This window comes from Pseudomonas sp. PDM09, from assembly GCF_014852305.1.
GTDB lineage: Bacteria > Pseudomonadota > Gammaproteobacteria > Pseudomonadales > Pseudomonadaceae > Aquipseudomonas.
This window is the reverse complement of sequence record NZ_JACVBI010000009.1, coordinates 195,698-220,377: the sequence shown is the minus strand read 5'-3', so window position 1 is coordinate 220,377 and position 24,680 is coordinate 195,698. Positions and strand designations below refer to the sequence as shown.

At 59.9% G+C, this 24,680-nt stretch carries 21 protein-coding genes and 1 pseudogene; 6 read left to right on the top strand and 16 right to left on the bottom strand.

Features of this window, described 5'->3' with window-relative positions; all coding sequences use genetic code 11:
* Nucleotides 1-30: 30 nt before the first annotated feature.
* The gene (locus IB250_RS21930; protein ID WP_192345553.1) at nt 31-894 is read right to left on the bottom strand and encodes a class I SAM-dependent methyltransferase; all 864 of its coding nucleotides are present in this window, start codon (nt 892-894) and stop codon (nt 31-33) included.
* A 54-nt stretch (nt 895-948) separates the two neighbouring features.
* Here IB250_RS21930 and IB250_RS29095 point away from each other — a divergent pair.
* A pseudogene (locus tag IB250_RS29095) lies at nt 949-1,080 on the top strand (DUF736 family protein); the annotation flags it as partial.
* A gap of 17 nt (nt 1,081-1,097) precedes the next feature.
* Here IB250_RS29095 and IB250_RS21920 read toward each other — a convergent pair.
* Entirely contained in the window at nt 1,098-1,991 is an 894-nt protein-coding gene (locus IB250_RS21920) for an NAD(P)/FAD-dependent oxidoreductase (protein ID WP_192345552.1), read from the bottom strand.
* 107 nt (nt 1,992-2,098) lie between these two features.
* Here IB250_RS21920 and IB250_RS21915 point away from each other — a divergent pair, with 107 nt between their 5' ends.
* Nucleotides 2,099-2,746, top strand: a complete 648-nt coding sequence (locus tag IB250_RS21915) for a TetR/AcrR family transcriptional regulator (protein WP_192345551.1) — start codon at nt 2,099-2,101, stop codon at nt 2,744-2,746.
* 302 nt (nt 2,747-3,048) lie between these two features.
* Here the strand turns inward: IB250_RS21915 and guaA are convergent, their stop codons facing one another.
* The 4 genes from guaA to IB250_RS21895 form a co-directional block, all read right to left on the bottom strand.
* Nucleotides 3,049-4,626, bottom strand: coding sequence for a glutamine-hydrolyzing GMP synthase (gene guaA, locus IB250_RS21910; RefSeq protein WP_007903619.1), 1,578 nt, complete (start codon nt 4,624-4,626; stop codon nt 3,049-3,051).
* 93 nt (nt 4,627-4,719) lie between these two features.
* Nucleotides 4,720-6,189: an IMP dehydrogenase gene (gene guaB, locus IB250_RS21905; RefSeq protein ID WP_008070940.1), complete on the bottom strand. Its 1,470-nt coding sequence runs from the start codon at nt 6,187-6,189 to the stop codon at nt 4,720-4,722.
* Between the two features lie 216 nt (nt 6,190-6,405).
* Entirely contained in the window at nt 6,406-6,954 is a 549-nt protein-coding gene (locus tag IB250_RS21900; protein WP_123358101.1) for a sugar ABC transporter ATPase, read from the bottom strand.
* Nucleotides 6,955-7,117: 163 nt separating this feature from the next.
* Nucleotides 7,118-7,885, bottom strand: a complete 768-nt coding sequence (locus tag IB250_RS21895) for a sulfite exporter TauE/SafE family protein (RefSeq protein ID WP_192345550.1) — start codon at nt 7,883-7,885, stop codon at nt 7,118-7,120.
* Nucleotides 7,886-7,985: 100 nt separating this feature from the next.
* Between IB250_RS21895 and IB250_RS21890 the strand changes: the two genes are divergently transcribed.
* The 4 genes from IB250_RS21890 to leuA all read left to right on the top strand — a co-directional run bounded on the left by IB250_RS21890 (nt 7,986) and on the right by leuA (nt 13,451).
* Entirely contained in the window at nt 7,986-8,936 is a 951-nt protein-coding gene (locus IB250_RS21890) for a LysR family transcriptional regulator (RefSeq protein ID WP_192345549.1), read from the top strand.
* Between the two features lie 87 nt (nt 8,937-9,023).
* Nucleotides 9,024-10,403 (top strand): exodeoxyribonuclease VII large subunit, encoded by a 1,380-nt coding sequence (gene xseA / locus IB250_RS21885; protein WP_192345548.1) that lies wholly within the window; start codon nt 9,024-9,026, stop codon nt 10,401-10,403.
* 3 nt (nt 10,404-10,406) lie between these two features.
* On the top strand, nt 10,407-11,228 hold the full coding sequence (locus IB250_RS21880) for a M23 family metallopeptidase (RefSeq protein WP_192345547.1): 822 nt from the start codon (nt 10,407-10,409) through the stop codon (nt 11,226-11,228).
* A 543-nt stretch (nt 11,229-11,771) separates the two neighbouring features.
* A complete protein-coding gene (gene leuA / locus IB250_RS21875; RefSeq protein WP_192345546.1) occupies nt 11,772-13,451 on the top strand; it encodes a 2-isopropylmalate synthase in 1,680 nt (559 codons plus the stop codon).
* A gap of 205 nt (nt 13,452-13,656) precedes the next feature.
* Here leuA and IB250_RS21870 read toward each other — a convergent pair whose 3' ends face one another.
* The 10 genes from IB250_RS21870 to rlmN form a co-directional block, all read right to left on the bottom strand.
* A complete protein-coding gene (locus IB250_RS21870; RefSeq protein ID WP_192345545.1) occupies nt 13,657-14,448 on the bottom strand; it encodes an amidohydrolase in 792 nt (263 codons plus the stop codon).
* A complete protein-coding gene (locus IB250_RS21865; protein WP_192345544.1) occupies nt 14,436-15,584 on the bottom strand; it encodes a pyridoxal phosphate-dependent aminotransferase in 1,149 nt (382 codons plus the stop codon). The genes IB250_RS21870 and IB250_RS21865 overlap by 13 nt, the downstream gene beginning before the upstream one ends.
* Nucleotides 15,585-15,809: 225 nt before the next feature.
* Nucleotides 15,810-17,279 (bottom strand): ribosome biogenesis GTPase Der, encoded by a 1,470-nt coding sequence (gene der, locus IB250_RS21860; RefSeq protein WP_008070964.1) that lies wholly within the window; start codon nt 17,277-17,279, stop codon nt 15,810-15,812.
* Between the two features lie 140 nt (nt 17,280-17,419).
* Nucleotides 17,420-18,571, bottom strand: coding sequence for an outer membrane protein assembly factor BamB (bamB, locus tag IB250_RS21855; protein ID WP_032830306.1), 1,152 nt, complete (start codon nt 18,569-18,571; stop codon nt 17,420-17,422).
* The gene (locus tag IB250_RS21850) at nt 18,564-19,205 is read right to left on the bottom strand and encodes a tetratricopeptide repeat protein (RefSeq protein ID WP_192345543.1); all 642 of its coding nucleotides are present in this window, start codon (nt 19,203-19,205) and stop codon (nt 18,564-18,566) included. The genes bamB and IB250_RS21850 overlap by 8 nt, the downstream gene beginning before the upstream one ends.
* Nucleotides 19,206-19,245: 40 nt before the next feature.
* Nucleotides 19,246-20,535, bottom strand: coding sequence for a histidine--tRNA ligase (gene hisS / locus IB250_RS21845; protein ID WP_007903604.1), 1,290 nt, complete (start codon nt 20,533-20,535; stop codon nt 19,246-19,248).
* A gap of 37 nt (nt 20,536-20,572) precedes the next feature.
* Nucleotides 20,573-21,682 carry a flavodoxin-dependent (E)-4-hydroxy-3-methylbut-2-enyl-diphosphate synthase gene (gene ispG / locus IB250_RS21840; protein WP_192345542.1) on the bottom strand — a complete coding sequence of 370 codons (1,110 nt, stop codon included), beginning with the start codon at nt 21,680-21,682 and terminating at the stop codon, nt 20,573-20,575.
* Between the two features lie 3 nt (nt 21,683-21,685).
* A complete protein-coding gene (locus IB250_RS21835) occupies nt 21,686-22,738 on the bottom strand; it encodes a helix-turn-helix domain-containing protein (RefSeq protein ID WP_192345541.1) in 1,053 nt (350 codons plus the stop codon).
* The gene (pilW, locus tag IB250_RS21830; RefSeq protein ID WP_007903601.1) at nt 22,738-23,496 is read right to left on the bottom strand and encodes a type IV pilus biogenesis/stability protein PilW; all 759 of its coding nucleotides are present in this window, start codon (nt 23,494-23,496) and stop codon (nt 22,738-22,740) included. The genes IB250_RS21835 and pilW overlap by 1 nt, the downstream gene beginning before the upstream one ends.
* A 12-nt stretch (nt 23,497-23,508) precedes the next feature.
* Entirely contained in the window at nt 23,509-24,657 is a 1,149-nt protein-coding gene (gene rlmN, locus IB250_RS21825) for a 23S rRNA (adenine(2503)-C(2))-methyltransferase RlmN (protein WP_007903600.1), read from the bottom strand.
* Between the last annotated feature and the right edge of the window lie 23 nt (nt 24,658-24,680).

The following is a 24,680-nucleotide window of genomic DNA, read 5'->3' as shown; positions in this document are numbered from 1 at the left end:
GAGCGGGGGCATCTCCCCTATTAATCCCTGTCAGCTTGCCGGATTGCGTGCCATGACGATCCACGCCGCGCCGTCGATCATCACCGACCGCTCGCCGGGGAGGCCCGCGAAGGCGGCACGAACCGCGGCCCAGGCGTGGGCGCGGATGTCGTCGGGCTGATCAGCGAGCACAAGCGACAGCGGGCCGCCCTCGAACGCCATCTTCACCGCGTCGTCGATCGCCGCGTCCCGCGTCCCGCCCTCGCCGAACGGGATGGAAGCATCGAAGGGCTCGATAGCGATATCGGTGAAGCCGGCCGCTGTCAGGATGCGTGCCACGCGCCCCCGATCGCCGAACGAGAATGGGCCGGGTGCTTCGGGATCGGGCGGTGCGGTCGGCGGGACGATGCCCTTGATCGCGCCCATCGGCAGGCGCACCCAATCGTTCTCGGCCACGCCGCGCCAGCAGACGAAAGCGACCCGCCCGCCCGGCCGGAGCGCGCGTCGCATATGGGCGAACGCCCCTGTCGGATCGTCGAAGAACATCACTCCGAAACGCGAGAACAGAATGTCGAACGCGCTCTCGGGCAGCTCGGCGCTGCTGGCGTCGGCTACCCGGAACCGGGCCGGCGTATCCTGTGGCGCAAGCGCGCACGCTCGGCCGATCAGCGGTTCGGATATGTCCACGCCCAGCACATGGCCGCCCGCGCCGACGCGGGCGGCCAGAGCCAGACTCGACGCCCCCGCGCCGCAGCCGACGTCCAGCACGCGCTCACCCGTCGTGGGCGCGGCGGCTTTGATCGCGGCCTGGCCGAACACCGCAAACATGGCGTCGAGCCGGGCCTGGTTGGCGACCCAGTACTTTCCGCTTTGGCCATTCCAGTCGGCGACCTGATAGGCATTTTGCTCTGTCATGACATCTCCTCGTTTTGATTCGTTCTAAACCCGCCTCCAGCAGCGATAAGGCACCAGACCGAGATCGGTGCCGCCTGGCGCCGGACCTCGAAGGACAACCGCTCCTACCATTGCGTCAAACTCGACGATCCGTCCTTCACCGCGCCGATCTACGCCAACCTCTTCGAAAGCGACGACGCAACCGGAGAAGGGAATCTGTGCTCTCAAACCAGCATCGACTGCTGGGCGGAGATACCCGCCGTCGCGCCTTGCCATGATGCCGTGGTGACCGAGGGCATGAGGGGATTGGCGAGGTCGCCCGCGGCATAAACGCCGGGCATGCTGGTTTCGCGGCGCTCGTCGACTTTGAGGGCGATGCCCTGGGGCGTATTGACCGTGGCGAGGCCCAGCGATTCATGCAGGCGCGCGGATGGCTTGTTGCGCGGATGCGCGAACAGAATGTCGACCGCGACAGGGGGGCCGGCGTCGAGCCTGACGGTGGCGTTATGGCTCTCGTCATGGTCGATTTCGGTGATACGGCCATCGACGACAAGGATGCCGCGGCGCGCCAGATCGGCCCGGATGTCGGGTGGAATGTCGTGACCATTGGCGAAGACCGTCAATGTGTCGGTCCAGTCGTGGTACAGCCTGACGTAGTTGTGCGACGGCGGGCCGGACCAGACGAGGCCCCAATGCCGGCCGGCAACTTCAAAGCCGTCGCAATAGGGGCAGGGCACGATGGAGCTGCCCCAGCCTTCGGCAAAGCCGGGAACCTCAGGCATCTGGTCGGCGACGCCATAGCTCAGGATCAGGCGGCGCGCCCTGAGGCTTTCGCCATCGCCAGTGAGGACGGAGAAATCGTCGATGGCGCCGGAGATGCTCTCGGCCCGGGCAGTGACCAGCCTGACCGTGGGATAGCGCGCCAGCTGCTGCCGCGCCTCGGCCAGGATCTCCAGCGGTGGCTTGTGGTCGTGGCCGAGCAGGCCATGCGAGTGGTCGGCGAAGCGATTGCGCGGCAGGCCGGTATCGAGAACGGTGACCTTTCGGCGGGCACGGCCGAGCTGCAGGGCTGCGGCAAGACCGGCAAAGCTGCCGCCGATGATGATGACGTCATTCATGGTGATAGGCTCCGTGTTATAGATGAAGGGAGATTGGCTTGCACTTTTAAGATACTTTGAAGTACCCTAATTCAAGAATTAGAACACTGTCAAGTACTGGAATTTTTATGACCGAAAACAACCAGGCCCGGCGCGGCCGCCCCGCCAACGAGGCGCTTGGCCAAACGATAGTCGACGCCGCGTGCGAACTTTTTGTGGAATTGGGTTTTCAAGCGACGACCATGGACAAGGTCGCCCAGCGGGCGAAGATATCCAAGCTAAGCATCTATAGGCACTTCGAGAACAAGGAGGCGCTGTTCAGCGCGGCCATCGCGGCCCACTGCCAGCAGTTTGCACCACAGGCCCTTTTTGAAGGCTTCGACGGTTCGGCCGAAGATCAGCTCATGGCGGTGGGATCAACCCTGCTTCGCACGCTGTTGAGCCCGGACGTCCGTAGTGTCGAAGCCATGATCATGGCCGACAAGACGAATCAAAAGTCGTTAAGCAAGCGCCAATACGAAGCTGGCCCCGCCTATGTCATCGCCCAAATCGAGGCCCTGTTGCGTCAGTTGCACGCGAAGGCGGTTCTGAACGTGCCCGATCCTCTCCAGTCCGCCCGCTTGTTTGCCGCACTTTTCAAAGGATCCGATCTCCTGATTATCGCGCGCTTCGATGAGGCGAGAGCAGAGGACGACAACGAAATCGAATCCTATTGCCGGTCGGCCGTCGCCATGTTCATCGCCGCGCACGGTGGCAACGACCACGCGGGCGGATAAGCATTTGGAACGAGTGGCTTCGCCGCAGCAGGCACAGGCGGTGTTTGCACCTAAGCAAGGGATAACGCCGTTCGATACGGATTTGATTCGATCACAGTTTCTCTAACACCTACGCCAGCCTTTGCGATCTATTGAGAACAACGGCTCTTGCTTCGGTGCTTTCCAACCAAAAACAAAAATCCAGTCAGCATGACTGAGTGGCTGTTCGCTCCAGAGCACTATGAAAAACTCAAAAAAAAACGCCTGGTACATAAGCACCAGGCGTTTTTTGTTTCAGCCGATCGGCCCTGAGGCCGGGGGCATCACTCCCACTCAATCGTCGCCGGCGGCTTGCTCGACACGTCGTAAGTGACGCGGGAGATGCCTTCGATTTCATTGATGATCCGGCCGGAAACAGTTTCCAGCAGTTCGTAAGGCAGATGCGCCCAACGTGCGGTCATGAAGTCGATGGTTTCCACGGCACGCAGGGCCACGACCCAGGCGTAACGACGGCCATCGCCCACCACGCCCACCGATTTCACCGGCTGGAACACCACGAATGCCTGGCTGACCTTGTGGTACCAGTCAGCTTTGCGCAGTTCTTCGATGAAGATGTGGTCGGCGCGACGCAGCAGGTCGGCGTATTCCTTCTTCACTTCACCGAGGATCCGCACACCCAGGCCCGGGCCCGGGAACGGGTGACGGTAGACCATGTCGTACGGCAGGCCCAGTTCCAGGCCCAGACGACGGACTTCGTCCTTGAACAGCTCGCGCAGGGGTTCAACCAGCTTGAGGTTCATTTCTTCCGGCAGGCCGCCCACGTTGTGGTGCGACTTGATCACGTGAGCCTTGCCGCTTTTGGCGCCAGCCGACTCGATCACGTCCGGGTAAATGGTGCCTTGGGCGAGGTACTTGATGTTATCCAGTTTGTTGGACTGGGCATCAAACACGTCGATGAAGGTACGGCCGATGATCTTGCGCTTCTTCTCTGGGTCGCTTTCGCCTGCCAGATTGTCGAGGAACTGGTCTTCAGCGTTGGCGCGAATCACCTTGACGCCCATGTTCTCGGCGAACATGGCCATCACTTGCTCGCCTTCGTGCAGGCGCAGCAGGCCGTTGTCGACGAAGACGCAGGTCAATTGGTCGCCGATAGCCTTGTGCAGCAGCGCGGCAACCACCGAGGAGTCAACGCCGCCGGACAGGCCGAGCAATACGTTGTCGGTGCCAACCTGGGCGCGGACCTGGGCGATAGCATCTTCAGCAATCTTCGAAGGTGTCCACAGGGCTTCGCAGCCGCAGATGTCGAGGATGAAGCGCGAGAGGATGCGACCGCCCTGCTTGGTGTGGGTCACTTCCGGGTGGAATTGCACGCCGTAGTAGCCGCGAGCATCGTTGAACATGCCGGCAATCGGGCAGCTCGGGGTGCTGGCCAGGATGTGGAAGTCTTCCGGCATCTTGGTGACCTTGTCACCGTGGCTCATCCACACGTCGAGGCCGAACAGGCCATCGGCGTCGATATGGTCTTCGATGCCATCGAGCAGACGGCTCTTGCCGACCACGTCAACGCGGGCATAACCGAACTCACGCAGCTCGGAACCTTCGACCTTGCCACCCAGCTGTTCAGCCATGGTTTGCATGCCGTAGCAGATACCGAAGACCGGTACGCCCAGGTCAAACACCGCTTGCGGGCAGCGCGGGCTGTCGGCTACGTGCACGGACTCGGGGCCGCCGGCGAGAATGACGCCTTTTGGAGCGAATTCGCGAATCGCTTCGTCGTCCATGTCGAACGGATGCAGTTCGCAGTACACGCCGATTTCACGCACGCGGCGGGCAATCAGCTGGGTGTACTGGGAACCGAAGTCGAGGATCAGGATGCGGTGGGCGTGAATGTCGAGGGCCATGTGGTCAGTCTCGTCTATGCAGTTCGGTGAAGAGAATCAGAAACAACTCGGGGCTGAAAACAGCCCCGGTTACTTAACTTATTGCTGGAAGCCTCAACCTACGCGGTAGTTTGGCGCTTCTTTGGTGATTTGCACGTCGTGAACGTGGGACTCGGCCATGCCAGCGCCGGTGATCCGCACGAACTCAGGCTTGGTGCGCATTTCTTCGATATCGGCGCTACCGGTGTAGCCCATGGAAGAACGCAGGCCGCCCATCAGTTGATGGATGATGGCGCTCAGGGTGCCCTTGTACGGAACACGCCCTTCGATGCCTTCCGGAACCAGTTTCTCGGCGCCTGCCGAGGAGTCCTGGAAGTAACGGTCGGAGGAACCTTGAGCCTGGGACATGGCGCCCAGCGAACCCATACCACGGTAAGCCTTGTACGAACGGCCCTGGAACAGTTCGATCTCGCCTGGCGCTTCTTCGGTACCGGCGAACATCGAGCCCATCATCACGCAGGAAGCACCGGCAACGATGGCCTTGGACAGGTCACCGGAGAACCGGATGCCGCCGTCGGCGATCAACGGAACGCCAGTGCCTTCGAGGGCAGCGGCGACGTTGGCGATGGCACTGATTTGCGGGACGCCGACACCGGCGACGATGCGGGTGGTGCAGATCGAGCCAGGGCCGATACCGACCTTGACTGCGTCAGCGCCGGCTTCGGCCAGGGCCTTGGCGGCAGCGCCGGTGGCGATGTTGCCGCCGATGACCTGCACTTCAGGGAAGTTCTGCTTGACCCAGCGAACGCGGTCGATCACGCCCTTGGAGTGACCGTGAGCAGTGTCGACCACTACCACGTCAACGCCAGCGTGAACCAGGGCAGCTACGCGGTCACCGGTGTCTTTACCGGTACCGACTGCAGCGCCAACGCGCAGACGACCTTGATCGTCCTTGCTGGCCAGCGGGTAAGCCTTGGCTTTTTCGATGTCGTTGACGGTCATCATGCCTTTGAGGGCGAATTTGTCGTCGACGATCAGCACGCGTTCAATACGGTGCTTGTGCAGCAGTTCGCGCACATCGTTCTTGTTGGCGCCTTCCTTGACCGTGACCAGACGCTCTTTAGGCGTCATCACTTCACGGACGGAGGCGTCCATGCGGTTTTCGAAACGCACGTCACGGGAAGTGACGATGCCGACCAGGTCGCCATCGTGCAGTACCGGTACGCCGGAGATGTTGTGCAGGCGGGTGAGTTCGAACAGTTCACGAACCGTGGCGTCAGCCTCGATGGTGATCGGGTCCTTGACCACGCCGGCCTCGTAGCGCTTGACCTTACGCACTTCGGCAGCTTGCTGCTCGATGGTCATGTTCTTGTGGATGATGCCGATGCCACCTTCCTGAGCCATGGCAATTGCCAAGCGGGCTTCAGTAACGGTGTCCATGGCAGCAGAAACCAGTGGAATATTCAGCTCGATGCCACGGGTAAGGCGGGTCTTGAGACTGACTTCGTTAGGAAGAACCTCGGAATAACCGGGCACTAAAAGAATGTCGTCGAAGGTCAGAGCTTCTTGGCTGATACGCAGCATCGCGGGGGCTCCCGAGCGGGAAAATGGAAGCGCGCCATTATAGTCAGACACCCCCTCGGGTTCAATGTAAAACTCTGTCTATTATTGGCATTACTGACATACGGAGAAACAAAGCCTCTGTAGGAGCTGCCGAAGGCTGCGATCTTTTGACTTTGACTTTCAAAAACAAGAGCAAAAGATCGCAGCCTTCGGCAGCTCCTACAAAGGCGCCCGCGTTCAGAGTTCGACTTTGACCCAACTCACAGGCTGATCCAGCCAATCGGCAAATTCGTCGATGAAGCTTTGCTTGAACCCGGCCTCGAGCCAGTTGTTGAAGATGAAACCCAGGTTGGAAAAGCCGCATTCCTGCAAGAACAGAAACCCGTTGATGTCATCTTCATGCCCGCATTCAGGACACGTGAAGTTATCGGTGCGCCCCGGCATCCACTCTTCCAGGCTTTCGAACAATGCTTCGCCGATCTCCTTGCGGCACTCGGCGCAGCCGGCCTCTTCGAGAAACCCTTTGGCCGGTGTGTAGATGCAGCGTTTGGTGATGATTTCCAGGCCATTGACCGGCTCGCCGAACGGCAGCGCGTCAGGGTGCAGGACCACGGCGCGGGCTCCGTCGGCGATGGCGTGGGCCATGCGATTGCCGGTGCGACCACAGGTGGTCAGCTCTTCTTTAATGATGTTCTTGCGCACCAGCCAACGCACGACCGCCCGGGCCCGGGGTTCGTGTACCGGCAGGGTGGAGATTTTCGGGACGATGATGCTTTGGGAATTCATGGTGCAAGCCTACAAATGCTGAATGATCCACCCTTGTGGGAGCGAGCCTGCTCGCGATGAGGCCATTGCAGCCAACATTGTTGTTGCCTGACCCACCGCCATCGCGAGCAGGCTCGCTTCCACAGGATTTGCGGCCGGCAGCTTAATCCCTGACGAAATCCGGTCAAGTACTCAAATAGCGCCCGATCAAGGCAATCCCGCTTGCCAGTACCAGCCAGGTCACCAGCCGCACGAATGCTTCGCGGGACAATTTCATGGTCAACCGCCGGCCGATCCACAACCCCAGCGCCATCGCCGGCAACAAACACAGCGCCAATACCAACAAGGGTAGCTCGGCATACACACCGGCGATGGCAAACAGACTCAAACGCACCACAGTGCTGCAACTGATCAGGGCACTCTGGGTTGCCCGGGCCGCATCCTTGGACAAGCGACTGTTCAGATAGATTGCATATAAGAAGCCGCCACTGCCAAACAGCGCCCCGAACATCCCGCCCACGGTGCCCATCGGCACCGCCCACCCGGCGGACAATTGCGCCGGACGGGTTTTAATCCACAGGCTGTAAATCGCATAGGTGCTGATAAACAGCCCCATCAACAGCAGCAAAACATCGGACTTCAGGTTCAGCAGGAAAATAACCCCCAACGTGCAGCCCACCGCCATGCACGGTAGCAGTCGGAGCAATTCGGGCCTCGCCACATCCCGTCGCGAGGGCAGCAGATTGCCGAACGCCGCGACGAAATCCAGCAACACCAGCAGCGGCACGATTTTCGACAGCGGTATGAACAGGATCAGAATCGGCCCAGCCACCAGCGCGGTGCCAAAACCGGCGATACCGAACACGATGTAGGCCAGGGCAACGCCCAACCCGATCACCAGCCAATCCACCGCACCCCACGGCCATTGGTTCAACAACTCCAGCACATTCATCGACACGGCTTCCTTTTATTCCTGCGATGACTTTAGCCAGCGCCGAGCGTTGCGACTAATATCTTCAACGTCGACCACCCATCTCGAAAAGGCATACCTGGTGCTTTCAACCCGCCAATTGCGTTACTTCGTGGAAATCGCCGAGAGCGGCAGCTTCAGCGCTGCAGCCGAACGACTATTTATTGCTCAATCCGCCCTGAGCCGGCAGATCAAGGACATGGAAACCCGACTGCAAACGCCGCTGTTCGAACGCACCGCGCGCCAGCCCCGTTTGACGGCGGCAGGTGAAGCTTTTTTGCCTCGAGCCAGAAACCTGCTGAACGAACTGACCAAGGCCAGCGAGATGGCCACTCAGGTGGGCAACGGTCAACTGGGCGTGTTGCGCCTGAGTCACTCCAGCACTGTGCCCATGAGCGGTCGGCTGTTGCGAGGCATCAGCGACTATCTGGATCGGCATGCCGGTGTGTCCATGGACATTGTCAAACTCTCCTCCGAGGCGCAACTGGAAGAATTGGCCGAGGGTCGCCTCGATGTGGGCCTGTTGCGCCTGCCGGTGCTGCGTCAGCGTGAAGGGGTGCAGATTGTTCCGCTGTACACCGAGCGCCTGTTGCTGGCGGTGCCGCCGAATCATCGATTGGCTGTGGATAAGTTCGCGCAAGGCATCGATCTGGCGCAGTTGAAGAATGAAGCGTTTATTTCCATCCCTCATCCACAGCGCGGCGGCCTGAGCTATTTGTCCGCCGAGTTGTGCATGCGCCAAGGATTCTTTCCTCAGGCGGCTCGAGTGGTGTCGCGCAAAACCACGCAACTGCAATTGATCCAGGCCGGGTTCGGCATCGCGCTGTTACCGGAATCGATGCAGGACATCGCGCCGCCGGATATCCACTTTCTGCCCTTGGCCGACCCGGACTGCCACAGCACCGTCGCCCTCGCCTGCCGGCAAAATCCCACGGCGCTGGTTCAGCACTTCATCAAAACCTGCACAAATCCCTGTGGGAGCGGGCTTGCTCGCGAAGGCGGCGTGACAGTCGACATTAATGTTGAATGTTAAACCGCTTTCGCGAGCAAGCCCGCTCCCACAAAAGGGATTTGCGTGGAGCATGGAGATTGTTTGCCGAATGCCTTTAAACTGCGCCCCATGATTAAAGATCCCTTTGCAAGACTCGGCCTGGACCGGGAAGTCCTGACTGTCAGCCAGCTCAACGGCCGCGCGCGGGTGTTGCTCGAAGACGTGTTCAGCAACATCTGGGTCGAAGGCGAAATCTCCAACCTCGCCCGCCCGGCGTCCGGCCATGTGTATTTCACCCTCAAAGACAGCGGCGCCCAGGTGCGTTGCGCGCTGTTTCGACAGAACGCCGCGCGGGTTCGCCAGGCGTTGAAGGACGGCTTGGCGGTCAAGGTTCGCGGCAAGGTTTCGCTGTTTGAAGGCCGTGGTGACTACCAACTGATCCTCGATACCGTGGAGCCGGCCGGTGATGGCGCCCTGCGCCTGGCCTTCGATGCCTTGAAGGAAAAGCTCAGCGCTGAAGGCCTGTTCAGCGCCGAACGCAAAGTGCCGTTGCCGGCGCACCCGCAACGCATCGGCATCATCAGCTCGCCCACCGGCGCGGTGATCCGCGACATTATCAGTGTGTTCCGCCGCCGCGCGCCGCAGATCCAACTGACGCTGATCCCCACCGCCGTGCAAGGCCGCGAAGCCACCGCGCAGATTGTCCGCGCGCTGAAACTGGCGGACGCCCGCGGTTTCGACGCGCTGATCCTGGCCCGTGGTGGCGGCTCGCTGGAAGACCTCTGGTGTTTCAACGAAGAAGCCGTAGCCCGCGCCGTGGATGCCTGCGTGACACCGATTGTCAGCGCCGTCGGCCACGAGACCGATGTGTCGATCAGTGACTTTGTCGCCGACGTCCGCGCCCCGACACCGTCCGCCGCGGCCGAACTGCTTGCGCCGGACTCCAGCGATCTGGTGCGACGCGTCGAAAGCCTGCACCGGCGCCTGGTAATGCGCATGCGCGACCGCCTGATGCGTGATCGACTGCGTCTGGAAGGCATGTCCCGCCGCTTGCGCCATCCCGGCGAACGTCTGCGCCAGCAAGCGCAGCGCCTGGACGATCTGGACATGCGCATGCGCCGCGCGTTCGAACGCAGCCTCAATACCCGTCGCGAACGCTTGATCCGTCTGGAAACCCGACTCGCCGGGCAACATCCGGGGCGACAATTGGCGATGCTTCGCCAACGCCTCGACAGCCTCGCCGAGCGTCTGCCCCGGGCCATGCGTGAAGGGCTCAAATCTCGCCGCCTGCAACTGCAAAGTCAGATGCAGACGCTGCACGTGGTCAGCCCCTTGGCGACCCTCGCGCGTGGTTACAGCATTCTGCTGGACGAGCGCGGCAATGCGATTCGCAGCGCCACGCAAACCCACACCGGCCAGCGCCTGAAAGCCAAATTGGGTGAAGGCGAGCTGCAAGTACGGGTCGAAGACAATCACCTGACGCCCGTCACCCTTTCTTTACTGGATTGATCCATGCCGCGTTTTTTAGCTCCCTTGCTGTTGCTGTGCCTGACCTTCAACGCCCACGCCGACAGTTACATCACCCGCCTGTTGAACAAACCGGTGCCGGGTGGCGTGGCGGTGGTGGATCTGGGCAGCTCCGCCCAGGCACCCAAAGCCAGCTATCAGGGGAGACCGGTATTGGTGGTCAAGGAACAGAACAACTGGCTGGCCATCGTCGGCGTGCCGCTGACGGTCAAGCCGGGTGCCCAATCCATCAGCAGCGGCGGACGCAACCTGAGTTTCACTGTCGGCAGCAAGAAATACCCGGAACAGCGCATCACCCTGAAAAATACCCAGCAGGTCAATCCGGACCCGGAGAATCTCAAGCGCATCGAGGGTGAGCTGGCGGAGCAGATCCAGGCCTACCGCAGCTTCAGCCCGAACACCCCGAGCAATCTGCTGCTGGACAAACCGGTCAATGGGCCGCTGTCTAGCAAGTTCGGCGTGCGCCGCTTTTTCAATGGTGAAGAACGCAATCCCCACGCGGGCCTCGACTTCGCAGTGCCCGCCGGCACGCCGATCAAGACCCCGGCCGCCGGCAAGGTGATCCTGATCGGTAACTACTTCTTCAATGGCAATACGGTATTCGTCGACCACGGCCAGGGCTTTATCAGCATGTTCTGTCACATGTCGAAGATCGATGTGAAGGTCGGCCAGCAATTGGCGCGCGGTGGCGTGGTCGGCAAAGTCGGCGCCACAGGGCGCGCGACCGGGCCGCATATGCACTGGAATATCAGCCTGAACGATGCGCGGGTGGACCCAGCGATTTTTATTGGGGCGTTTCAGCCATAAATAGTGGTTGAGGCTACCGGCCTCTTCGCGGGCAAGCCCGCTCCCACATTAGATTTTCGGCATGCACAGAACATGTGTTCACACCGATCAAATGTGGGAGCGGGCTTGCTCGCGAAGGCGGCCTCATTGGCCCCACTTATTCCGCCTCATTGCCAACTCCTGCCTCCTGGTCGCCTGGTTGAGGTTTCAAGAATAGCTGCGCCGGGCGAACTGCAATCGCCAACCTTCAATTGCGCATCGCTCAAACCTCGCGCAAACATCAATACAATCTCTGCCATTCACCGCAACAAAATCTCAATAAACACGACTTTTCGAGTATTCCTCTCAATTTTTTTCGACTGCTTGCCATCCTTTCCTCCCGCGGTTAGGGTTGAAGGCATGAAAACCTCTCACACCCTCATTCAGCTTCGCCAGCACCGCAGCCTGTGCCTCGTCAGCGCACGACTGCCAGGCTGAATCGCGGTGCCTCGTCTTACGCTTTATCCCAACTTTTGATCCACCGGCAGGCCGCCTTTTTTCGGCCCACACAATAAGGATTTCCCGATGAGCATGCTCAAAGACCCGTCTTCGAAATACCGCGCGTTCCCGACCATCGACATCCCGGACCGCACCTGGCCATCGAAGACCATCACCGCAGCGCCGATCTGGTGCAGCTCGGACCTTCGTGACGGCAACCAGTCGCTGATCGAGCCGATGGACGCGGTCAAGAAGCTGCGTTTCTGGAAGACCCTGGTGCAAGTCGGCGTGAAAGAAATCGAAGCCTCGTTCCCGGCCGCTTCGCAAACCGACTTCGACTTCGTGCGTACGCTGATCGAAGACGGCCACATCCCGGACGACACCACCATCCAGGTGCTGACCCAGGGCCGTGAAGACTTGATCGCACGCACCTTCGAATCCCTGCGCGGCGCCAAGAAAGCCATCGTTCACCTGTACAACGCGACCTCCCCTTCCTTCCGCCGCATTGTCTTTAATCAGGACAAGGACGGGGTCAAGGCCATCGCCGTAAACGCCGCCAAGCTGTTCGTCAAATACGCCGCCCAGCAGCCGGAAACCGAGTGGACTTTCGAGTACTCGCCAGAAACCTTCAGCGCCACCGAACTGGAATTCGCCAAGGAAGTCTGCGACGCGGTGATCGAAGTGTGGAACCCGACGCCTGAGCACAAGGTGATCCTCAACCTGCCTGCCACCGTCGAATGCGCCACCCCGAACATCTATGCCGACCAGATCGAATGGTTCGGCCGCCACATCAACCGTCGTGACAGCGTGATCATCAGCCTGCACACCCACAACGACCGTGGCACTGGCGTGGCCGCCACCGAGCTGGGCCTGATGGCCGGCGCCGACCGTGTCGAAGGTTGCCTGTTCGGCAACGGCGAGCGTACCGGTAACGTCGATCTGGTGACCGTGGCATTGAACCTCTACACCCAGGGCATCCACCCTGAACTGGACTTTTCCGATATCGACGGTGTGCGCAAAGTCGTCGAAGAATGCAACCAGATCCAGGTGCACCCACGTCACCCGTATGTCGGCGATCTGGTTCACACCGCGTTCTCTGGCTCGCACCAGGATGCGATCCGCAAGGGTTTCGCCCAGCAGCAACCGGACGCCCTGTGGGAAGTGCCGTACTTGCCGATCGACCCGGCCGACATCGGCCGCAGCTACGAGGCGGTGATTCGCGTCAACAGCCAGTCGGGCAAAGGCGGTATCGCTTACCTGCTGGAACAGGAATACGGCATCAACTTGCCGCGCCGCATGCAGATCGAGTTCAGTCAGGTCGTGCAGCGTGAAACCGATCGCCTGGGCCTTGAAATGACGGCCCAGCAGATCCACGCGTTGCTGCACAGCGAGTACTTGCAGGCCAACACCCCGTACGCGCTGGTCAGCCATCGCTTGCAGGAAGAAAACGGTCACAGCGCCGTGGAAGTGGAAGTCTCCAGCAAAGGCCAGGGCGAAACCAACCTGCACTGGCGTGGCAAGGGCAACGGCGCTCTGGAAGCGCTGGTGGCCGGTCTGCCGATTCCGGTGGAAATCATGGACTACAACGAACACGCCATCGGCGCGGGCACCAATGCCAAGGCTGCGGCCTACATTGAACTGCGCGTAAACGGTGAGCGTGCGGTGCATGGCGTCGGCATCGATGAAAACATCACCACCGCCAGCTTCAAGGCCCTGTTCAGCGCGCTGAACCGCTCCCTGAGCCAGCCGGAAGCGAAAGCGGCGTAAGTCAGCGCTGCAATGCAAAAGGCCCCGGGGTGAGAACCTTGGGGCCTTTTTGTTTGCTTGGGATTTTTGTGTTGCCTTTTCTGGCCTCTTCGCGAGCAAGCCCGCTCCCACAGTGGATTTTTGGTGTACACAAAATATGTGTTCACACCGATCAAGTGTGGGAGCGGGCTTGCTCGCGAAGACGAACGGTCAGACAGCGAAAGTCTCAGGTGAACTCGAAGGTATCCGCATCCAGATTTGCCGGAAACCGCGTGCGATAAGCCGCCAGTTCCGCCGCGTCCAGAACGACCTTGAACACACCATCAGCATCGCCTGCGCCCAGCAACGTCTCCCCCTGGAAATCCAGCACCTGACTATCACCGGTATACGCAAAGCCTTTGCCATCGGTACCGATGCGGTTCACCGCCGCCACATAGCAGAGGTTTTCAATCGCCCGTGCCGGCAGCAGACGGTTCCAGTGCTGGCGCCGGGCGCCCGGCCAATTGGCGGTGTACAGCAACAAGTCGGTGTCTTGAGGGTCGCGGCTCCAGACCGGGAAACGCAGGTCGTAACAAATCAGTGGCCGCACTCGCCAGCCCTTCAATTCGAACTGCACCTGACGCTCGCCCGGGGTGAAATGGTTGTGCTCGCCCGCCATGCGGAACAGATGACGCTTGTCGTAGTGCCACACCTCCCCGTCCGGTCGCGCCCACAACAAACGGTTGCGATGACTGCCATCAGCCACCTGGACGATGATGCTGCCGGTGATCACCGCATCCAGTTTCGCCGCCTGAACCCGCAGCCATTTACTGGTGGGGCCATTTTCCGGCTCGGCGAGGGTTTCCGATTCCATGGAGAAACCGGTGGTGAACATCTCCGGCAGGATGATCAGGTCAGCGCCGCGAGCCTGTTCCAGCAAAGGCTCGAAATGCTGCAGATTGGCCTGACGATCATGCCAGGCCAGGGTGGTCTGGATCAGCGCGACATTCAGATTGGGCAGAGCACTCAGATCACGCATAGTTTTGCCGCTGCTTCACGCAGGGTCTCCTCGCGTTTGGCAAAGCACAGACGCACCAGGCGCTGGCCTTCGGGTGGAGTCTGGTAGAACACCGAGATCGGGATGCTCGCGACGCCGTGTTCGCGGGTCATCCACAGTGCCATCTCGACGTCATTGAGGTCCGGGCGAATCTGCGAGTAATCGACCAACTGGAAGTAAGTACCGGCCACGCGGGTGAAACTGAAGCGCGATGGCGACAGCAAATCGCAGAACAGATCGCGCTTGGCCTGATAGAAGTCCGGCAACTCTTCGACGTGTTCCGGGTGCTCGGCCATGTAATCGGCCAACGCGTATTGCAGTGGCGTCACGCCGCAGAAACTGACGTATTGGTGAACCTTGCGCAGCTCCGCGGTGAGGGCTGGAGGTGCCACGACATAACCGGTTTTCCAGCCGGTGACGTGGTAGGTCTTGCCGAACGAACTGACCACGAATGCGCGCTGATAGAGCTCTTCGTGGGCCAGTACGCTGACGTGAGATACGCCATCGAATACCAGGTGTTCGTAGACCTCGTCGCTGATCACATAGATATCGCGGTCCCGAATCAACGCCGCCAGTTGATCCAGCTCGGCACGACTGATCAACGCGCCGCTGGGGTTATGCGGGGTATTGAGGATAATCATCCGCGTGCGCGGCGTAATGGCTTCAGCGAGCTTCTGGAAGTCGATGGCGAAGTCATTCAGGCCCAACTGCACATGCACGCAACGGCCACCGGCCAGCTCCACCGAAGGTTCATAACTGTCGTAGGCCGGATCAAACACGATGACTTCGTCACCGCTGTGGATCACCGCCTGAATGGCGCAGAAGATCGCCTGTGTCGCGCCGGGAGTGACCGTGACTTCGCTGTCGGCATCGACATGGGCGCCGTAGCTGCGAGCGATCTTCGCCGCAATCTGCTGACGCAACACCGGCAAGCCAGTCATCGGCGAATACTGGTTGTGGCCACTGGCGATGTGCCGACCGACTGCATCACGCAGGGCTTGCGGGCCGTCGAAATCGGGAAACCCCTGCGACAGATTGATCGCCCCGGTTTGCGCCGCAAGCTGGGACATCTGCGTGAAGATAGTGATGCCGACTTTCGGCAGCTTACTGGTGATCATCGGTGATTCCCTGGCTCTACACCCGGCTCTACGACGGCACGGGAGAGCTCGAGAATAGCCCAAACGGCGCCCATAAAAAAAGGGCGCTCTGGTGAGCCCCCTCTTTCTGACCGGTCCCTGTAGGAGCTGCCGCAGGCTGCGATCTTTTGATCTTGTCGTTAAAGCAAAATCAAAGGATCGCAGCCTTCGGCAGCTCCTACAAAAGCATGACGCCGAATGATTGAATCAACGCTTGTCGCGGCGCTTTTTGTCGGCTTTCTTGTGGTGCGACATCATCCGACGCTTCTTGTTGACCTGGCGGTCGGTGAGCGAGTTCTTGTTACCTTCGTACGGGTTCTCGCCGCCCTTGAACTCGATACGGATCGGCGTACCGACCAGCTTCAAGACACGGCGATAGGTGTTTTCCAGGTAACGCACATAAGACTTCGGCACCTTCTCGATCTGGTTACCGTGAATCACGATGATCGGCGGGTTGGCGCCACCCAAGTGGGCATAACGCAGCTTGATCCGGCGGTTGTTGACCATCGGTGGCGCGTGCTCGCCGACCGCATCTTCCAGAATCTGGGTCAGGCGGTTGGTCGGCCAGCGGGTGACCGCGGACTTGAACGAGTTCTGTACCGACGCGTAGAGGTTGCCTACGCCAGTGCCGTGCAGGGCCGAGATGAAGTGGATATCGGCGAAGTCGACGAAGAACAGTCGACGTTGCAGCTCGACCTTGACGAAGTCGCGCTCGCTCGGCGTCATGCCGTCCCATTTGTTGATCGCGATAACCAGCGCACGACCGGCTTCAAGGGCAAAGCCCAGCAGGTTGAGGTCGTGGTCCACCACGCCTTCGCGGGCGTCCATCACGAAGATCACCACGTTGGCGTCTTTGATCGCTTGCAGGGTTTTGACCACGGAGAACTTTTCAACTTCTTCGTGGATCTTGCCGCGCTTGCGCACACCGGCGGTGTCGATCAGCGTGTACTTCTCGTCGTTACGTTCAAACGGGATGTAGATGCTATCGCGGGTGGTGCCGGGCTGGTCATAAACGATAACCCGGTCTTCACCGAGCATGCGGTTGACCAGGGTCGACTTGCCAACGTTCGGGCGGCCGATGATGGCGATCTTGATACCGTCTTTTTCGCTTGGGCCAGGAATGCGCTTGGCTTCCTCACCTTCGGCAACGATCTCTTCTTCACCTTCTTCCGGCTCTTCGTCGTCTTTCGGGAAGTCGCTCAGGGCGATTTCCAGCATCTGGGTGATGCCACGACCATGAGCGCCGGCGATCGGGATCGCGTGGCCCATGCCCAACGGGGCGAATTCGGCGCGGGCCATTTCAGGGTCGATGTTGTCGACCTTGTTGGCGACCACGTAGGAACGCTTGTTACGCTTGCGCAAGTGCTCGGCGATCATCTGGTCGGCCGCGGTGAAACCGGCCTTGGCATCTACCAGGAACAGAACGACATCCGCTTCTTCAATGGCCAGCAGCGACTGCTCGGCCATTTTTTCGTCCATACCGTGCTCGTCACCGGAGATACCACCGGTGTCGACCAGAATGTAGGAACGCCCTTGCCACTTGGCCTCACCGTACTGGCGATCACGGGTCAGACCGGACAAGTCGCCGACGATGGCGTCGCGAGTCCTGGTCAGGCGGTTGAACAAGGTGGACTTGCCGACGTTCGGTCGGCCCACCAGGGCGATTACGGGAACCATGCGGCTCTCCACTTCGTTATTTCAGAAAATACAAAAGCCGCTGCGAGGCAGCGGCTGGTGCTCGGGGCAGCGCCTGTAAGCGCTGCGAGCCCCGCAGAACGGGGCCGCTTGGGGAACTAACCCCAAGCATAGTCAAACCATTACTTGATGGTCAGGGCTTCCAGTTTGCCGCTGTTGCCATACAGATAAATCGTGTCACCCACCACCAGCGGACGGGCACGCAGGCCGTCGCTGTCGATGCGCTCGCGGCCGACGAAACGACCGTCCACCTGACTCAGCAGGTGCAGGTAACCTTCCATATCACCGACTGCGACATAGCTGGAGAACACTTCTGGAGCCGACAGTTGACGGCGGGCCAGCGAATCGTTGCTCCACAAGGCAGTGGTGGAACGTTCGTCAACGCCTTCAACGGTGCCTGCAGACAGGCTCACGTAGACGCTGCCAAAACCCTGGGCAACGCCGGCATAGCTGGAAGCATCACGCTGCCAGAGCTGACGACCGCTTTCCAGATCCAGTGCCGCGACGCGACCCTGGTAGCTGGCGACATACAGCGTACCGCCGGACAGCAGCAAACCACCGTCGATATCGACCACACGCTCCAGCTCCGACCGACCTTGTGGAATCGCTACGCGCTGCTCCCACACCGGCACGCCGTTGGAAACATCCAGGGCGACCACTTTACCAGTCGACAGGCCAGCCACCGCGAGGCGGTTGGTGACGATCGGTGCGCTGGTGCCGCGCAGGGTCAGAACCGCTGGCGTGCTGTCATACAACCAGCGCTGGTTGCCGGTAGCGGCATCCAGACCGATCAGACGGTCATCCTGGGTCTGAACCACAACAACGTCACCGTTGGTGGCCGGCGGCGCGAGCACTTCACTGGTCACGCGAGCGCGCCATTTCTCTTCACCGCTGCTGGCATCCAGGGCAACGATTTCACCCTTGAGCGTGCCGATCATGACCAGACCGTAACCCACGCCAACGGCGCCGGAGACAGGCAGTTCGAGATCTTTCTTCCATTTGACGTCGCCATTGCTGCGATCCATCGCCATCACCACACCGGTGACGTCGGCGGCATAGATGGTATCGCCATCGATCGCCGGAACCAGCATGTTGTAGGTTTCGCCCTGACCGTCACCGATCGAACGACTCCACTGCTTTTGCAGAACCACTTCTTCTTTGAAGTCAGTCAACTCGGCCGGAGGCAATTCTTTTTTGCTGTTGCTGCTGCAACCCGCGGCCAATATGGCCAGAGCCAGCAATGCTGCATGTTTCCAACGAATCACGTCACGCATCCCCTTTGGCCAGGTCGTCCAGCTTGATTTGTAGGCCACCGACCGCCGCTTCATCCGACAGTGCCGCCTTGGCTTTTTGATACGCCGTGTTCGCTTCGTCGGTACGACCCAGCTGCACCAGCAGGTCGCCTTTGAGTTCTTCGCGAGTGGCCAGGAAGGCTTTGTCGGCATCGCCTTCGAGCAGTTTCAGGGCTTCATCGACCTTGTTCTGCGCGGCCAGTACCTGAGCCAGACGCTGACGGGCAATTTCGCCCAGTGCCGGGTTGGCCGGTTTGGCGACAATGGCTTTCAGCTCGCTGGCTGCGTCGTCCAGCTTGCCGCTGTCGACTGCAACTTTCGCCACGAACAGGCTGCCGTATTGCGCGTAAGCGGTGCCGCCGAACTCGCTGTTGAGCTTGCCAGCCAGGTCCGAAACACGTGCAGCATCAGGCTTGCCGTCAGGCGTCAGCGTGGTTTCGAGCAATTGCTGATAGAGAATCGAGGCGCCTTGCGACTGATTGCTCTGATACTTCTGAAAGGCCTGCCAGCCGAATACGATGACCAGCGCCAACAGGCCGCCAGTGACCAGGGGCTTGCCGTTGCGTGTCCACCAGTCCTTCAACTCCACCAGATGTTCGTCTTCGGTACTCGACACCCCAATACTCCTTAATCGCTAAATCGGCTGTTTGACAGCTTCAACCCTGCACGACGCAGGTGGCCAGGTGTGCAGCAAGCGCATCCCAGGCAATGCTTTGTTGTTCGCCCTGGCCACGCAGGGGTTTGAAACCTACCACTTGCTGGGCCATTTCGTCGTCACCGAGGATCAATGCGTACAACGCACCGCTCTTGTCGGCTTTCTTGAACTGGCTTTTGAAGCTTCCGGCGCCGGCATTGACTTGCAGACGCAGGTTGGGCAATTGATCACGAACACGCTCGCTCAGGGCCAAGCCGGCCAGCTCGGCGGCTTCACCGAAGGCGCAGAGGTAGACATCGACCTGACGGGAGATTTCTTCGGGAATCTGCTCCAGGGTTTCAAGCAGCAGCACCAGACGCTCGATGCCCATGGCGAAGCCAACGCCCGTGGTCGGCTTGCCGCCCATCTGCTCCACCAGACCGTCGTAGCGACCACCGGCACATACAGTGCCTTGGGCGCCCAACTTGTCGGTGACCCATTCGAAAACGGTCTTGCTGTAGTAATCCAGCCCGCGAACCAGCTTCGGGTTGATCACATAAGGAATGCCGGCGGCGTCCAGACGAGCCTTGAGGCCCTCGAAGTGCACGCGGGATTCCTCGTCGAGGTAATCGGCCATCTTTGGCGCGTCGGCCAATGCCGCTTGAGTGTCGGGATTCTTGGTATCCAGAACCCGCAGCGGGTTGGTCTTCAGACGGCGCTGGCTGTCTTCGTCCAGTTGATCCAGGCGAGCGGACAGGTAGTCGACCAGTGCTTCACGATAACGACCACGGGACTCGCTGGTGCCCAGGCTGTTGAGTTCGAGCTTGACCGCATCACGGATACCCAGCTCGCCCCACAGGCGCCAGGTCAGCACGATCAGCTCGGCGTCGATGTCCGGACCGTCGAGGTTGAAGACTTCGCAACCGATCTGGTGGAACTGGCGATAACGACCTTTCTGTGGACGTTCGTGACGGAACATCGGGCCGATGTACCAGAGCTTCTGCACCTGACCGCCGCCGGTGATGCCGTGCTCGAGCACCGCACGCACGCAGGCCGCTGTGCCTTCAGGGCGCAGGGTCAGGGAATCGCCGTTGCGATCTTCGAAGGTGTACATCTCTTTTTCGACGATGTCGGTTACTTCACCAATGGAGCGCTTGAACAGCTCGGTGAACTCGACGATCGGCATGCGGATCTGCTTGTAACCGTAGTTATCCAGCAAACGCGAGACGGTGCCTTCGAAATGACGCCACAGGGGAGTCTGCTCGGGCAGGATGTCGTTCATGCCACGAATGGCTTGCAGAGACTTGCTCACTATAAATCCTTAAATTCGTTCGGCTCTTTAGTCAGCCTCAGCCGCGAGCGATTACCGCTGCGTCGGCTTCGACCTTTTCGGCCGCTTTCTGACGGATCAAGCGTTCAAGCTCATCCACCAGATTGTCATTAGTCAGTTTCCGCGCCGGCTTGCCGTCGATGTAAATCAGGTTTGGCGTGCCGCCGGTCAAGCCGATATGGGCTTCCTTGGCTTCGCCCGGTCCGTTGACCACGCAACCGATCACCGCGACATCCAGCGGCACCAGCAGGTCTTCGAGGCGCCCTTCCAGCTCGTTCATGGTTTTGACCACATCGAAGTTCTGCCGCGAGCAGCTCGGGCAGGCGATGAAGTTGATGCCACGGGAACGCAAGTGCAGGGATTTGAGAATGTCGTAGCCGACTTTCACTTCCTCGACCGGGTCGGCCGCCAACGAGATGCGAATAGTATCGCCAATCCCTTCGGCGAGCAGCATACCGAGGCCCACGGCGGATTTCACTGTGCCTGAGCGCAAACCACCGGCTTCAGTGATGCCCAAGTGCAGCGGCTGAACGATTTCCTTGGCCAGCAAGCGGTAGGCGGCGACGGCCATGAACACGTCGGAGGCTTTCACGCTGACCTTGAAGTCCTGGAAATTCAGGCGCTCGAGGTGTTCGACGTGACGCAGGGCGGACTCGACCAGCGCAGCGGGCGTCGGCTCGCCATATTTCTTTTGCAGGTCTTTTTCCAGGGAACCGGCGTTGACGCCGATGCGGATCGGAATCCCGCGATCACGGGCGGCATCGACCACCGCACGCACGCGGTCTTCACGACCGATGTTGCCCGGGTTGATCCGCAGGCAATCCACGCCCAGTTCGGCGACGCGCAAAGCGATCTTGTAGTCGAAATGGATGTCGGCCACCAACGGCACTTTGACCAATTGCTTGATCTTGCCGAAGGCTTCTGCGGCGTCCATGTCCGGCACGGAAACCCGCACGATATCGACGCCAGCGGCTTCCAGACGATTGATCTGGGCCACGGTAGCGGCCACGTCATTGGTGTCGCTGTTGGTCATGCTCTGCACAGCGATAGGCGCATCGCCGCCCACGGGCACATTACCCACCCAGATCTTGCGGGATTCGCGACGTTTGATTGGAGATTCGCCGTGCATGACTTATTGACCCAACTTCAGGCGAGCAGTCTCGCCACTGGTGAACGGAGCGACATCAACCACCTGCCCGTTGTAGCTGACCTGCGCACCACGGGCGAAGCCCAGACGCACGGAAAAGGGCGGCTTGCCGCTAACGGAAACATTTTCGCCTTTACGCTTCAGACCACTCAACAGCACCTTGCCGGTGCCATCGGTCACTTGCGTCCAGCAATCGGCGGTGAATTGCAGTTGAACCTGGCCTTGGCCGGCCACTGGAGCTGCCGGAGCTGGAGCCGGGGCGGTCGGAGCAATTGGAGCAGAGATAACCGGTGCCGGTACAGCGGGAACAGCCGGGGCAGGTGTCCCTGGCGTCGCCGGTGTTGCGACAACCGGAGCAGTGCTGTGGGCCGCAGCCGCAGGCGTTACTGCTGAAGCGACTGGCGCGGGAACCGGTGCACTCGTTTCGGCATTGACTGGCTCCTCGGCCGAAGTTTCAGTCGAAGACTCGGCCTGAGGCAACGCAAGCGGCGTTTCCCCTTCAACCTGACCTTGTGCAACGGCCTGATCTTCCGGCTCGTCCAGTGGATGGATCTGGGTGGTGCCGTCAGCGCCTTCGACTTCAACGTGTTCCGGCGCCAGGCCAATCAGGTCTTTGGTACGCAGTGAAGTTTGATCCTGCCACCAGATAAAACCACCGCCAATCACCGCAAGCAGCAACAGCAGGCTGACAATTCGCAAAATGGTGTGGGAAACCCGAACCGGCTCTTCGATACGCCCCAGGCTGTGGACGTTGCTGCCATGGGAGTCGGTGCCGGTGGATTGGTCGAACTGCTGGACCAGAACGGTTTGGTCCATGCCGAGCAATTTGGCATACGCGCGAATATAGCCACGAGCAAAGGTGTGACCAGGCAGCTTGTCGAAAGCGCCGGCTTCCAGATTGCTCAGGGAATTGACGGTGAGGTTGAGCTTGAGGGCCACTTCGGCCAGCGACCAGCCATTGCTTTCGCGGGCCTGGCGCAAAGTCTCACCGGGGTTAACGCGATTCGCTGCTACAACTTCGGGATGCGCCGCTTTCATCATTGCTCCGACAGGTATTGCTGATATTCCGGCGTACCGGGATAGAGTCGTTTTAATTGCAGGCCGAAACTGGCGGCCTTGTCGCGATCTTCGAACACTTTTGCCAGCCGAACGCCGAGCAATAGACTACGTGCATTTTGCTCGGTAAGCAGGCTAAAACGGTCGTAATAGTCACGCGCGGGCACATAATGCCTGTCTTCGTAAGACAACTCAGCCATTTCCAGCAATGCACGTGGCTGTTGGCGATTCAGACGCAGGGCTTTTTCCAGTTGCTGGCGGGCCAGATCACGCTGGCCTAGCTTTGAAGCAGTCATGCCCAGGTTTTCGAAAACCCGTGAACGCTCAGGATACAAAGTATCGGCGGCGGCCTGTTCGAAGCGTTCATACGCTTCTTTGTAACGTTTCTCTTCGAAAAGAAAACTGCCGTAGTTGTTCAGGATTCGCGCATCGGCGGGACGAGAAGACAGCGCCTTGCGAAAATGCTGATCGGCCAGTTCCGGCTCCATCTCAGCCTGGAACACCAGCCCCAGGGCAGCATTGGCGTCAGGATCCGAGCTATCCAGATCCAAAGCCTTCTTCAACGGGACTTTGGCGCGCTCGGTCATGCCCTGTTGCAAATAACCCAAGCCCAGCTGCACGTAGGCAGCACGCGCTTCATCACGGCCCTTGCTGGTCTTCATCGGGTTGAAATCGCCCGACAGGACACAACCAGCACAGAGGCTGGCCAACAGCACAAGCAGCGCGAAGCGCAGGGACATAGAGATCCTCTCTTAATTATTGTTCGCGGCGTTCGTTGCGATATCGTTTTCGGCGCTCAACTCGCGCACGGCGATATAACGTTCGCTGCGACGGGTGCGATCCAGCACCTGCCCTACCAATTGGCCACACGCGGCATCGATGTCTTCACCGCGGGTGGTGCGTACGGTGACGTTGAAGCCTGCATGGTGAAGCTGATCCTGGAAACGACGAATCGCATTGTTGCTCGGACGCTCGTAACCGGAATGCGGGAACGGGTTGAACGGAATCAGGTTGATCTTGCACGGGATGTTCTTGAGTAGCTCAATCATCTCAACGGCGTGTTCAACCTTGTCGTTGATGTCCTTGAGCAAGGTGTACTCGATGGTCAGCACGCGCTTTTCGCCCAGGGACGACATGTAGCGCTGGCACGACTCGAGCAGCATCTTAAGCGGATATTTCTTGTTGATCGGCACCAATTGGTTACGCAATGCGTCATTCGGTGCGTGCAGCGACAACGCCAGGGACACGTCGATGTGCTTGGACAGCTCATCGATCATCGGCACCACACCCGAAGTCGACAGGGTCACGCGGCGCTTGGATATCCCGTAGCCCAGGTCATCCATCATCAGATGCATGGCGGCCACGACGTTGTCGAAGTTCAGCAGCGGCTCACCCATGCCCATCATCACCACGTTGGTGATGGCACGGTCGGCGGTCGCCGGGATGCTGCCGAACGATTTATTGGCAATCCACACCTGACCGATCACTTCGGCGGCGGTGAGGTTGCTGTTGAAACCTTGCTTGCCGGTGGAGCAGAAACTGCAATCCAGGGCACAGCCTGCCTGGGACGAAACGCACAGAGTGCCGCGTTTGCCCTGGGGAATGTACACGGTCTCGACGCAGCTACCGGACGCCACGCGTACTACCCATTTACGGGTGCCATCGGTGGAGATGTCCTCGCTGACCACTTCGGGGCCGCGGACTTCAGCAATGGCCTTGAGCTTGTCGCGCAAAGCCTTGCTGACGTTCGTCATGGCGTCGAAATCATCAACGCCAAGGTGGTGAATCCATTTCATTACCTGACCGGCACGGAAACGCTTCTCCCCGATTGAGTCGAAGAATTTTTCCATTTCCTGTTGAGTCAGACCCAGCAGGTTGGTTTTTACAGTCGATGTAGTCATGGATTCACCTTCACTCTTAAGCC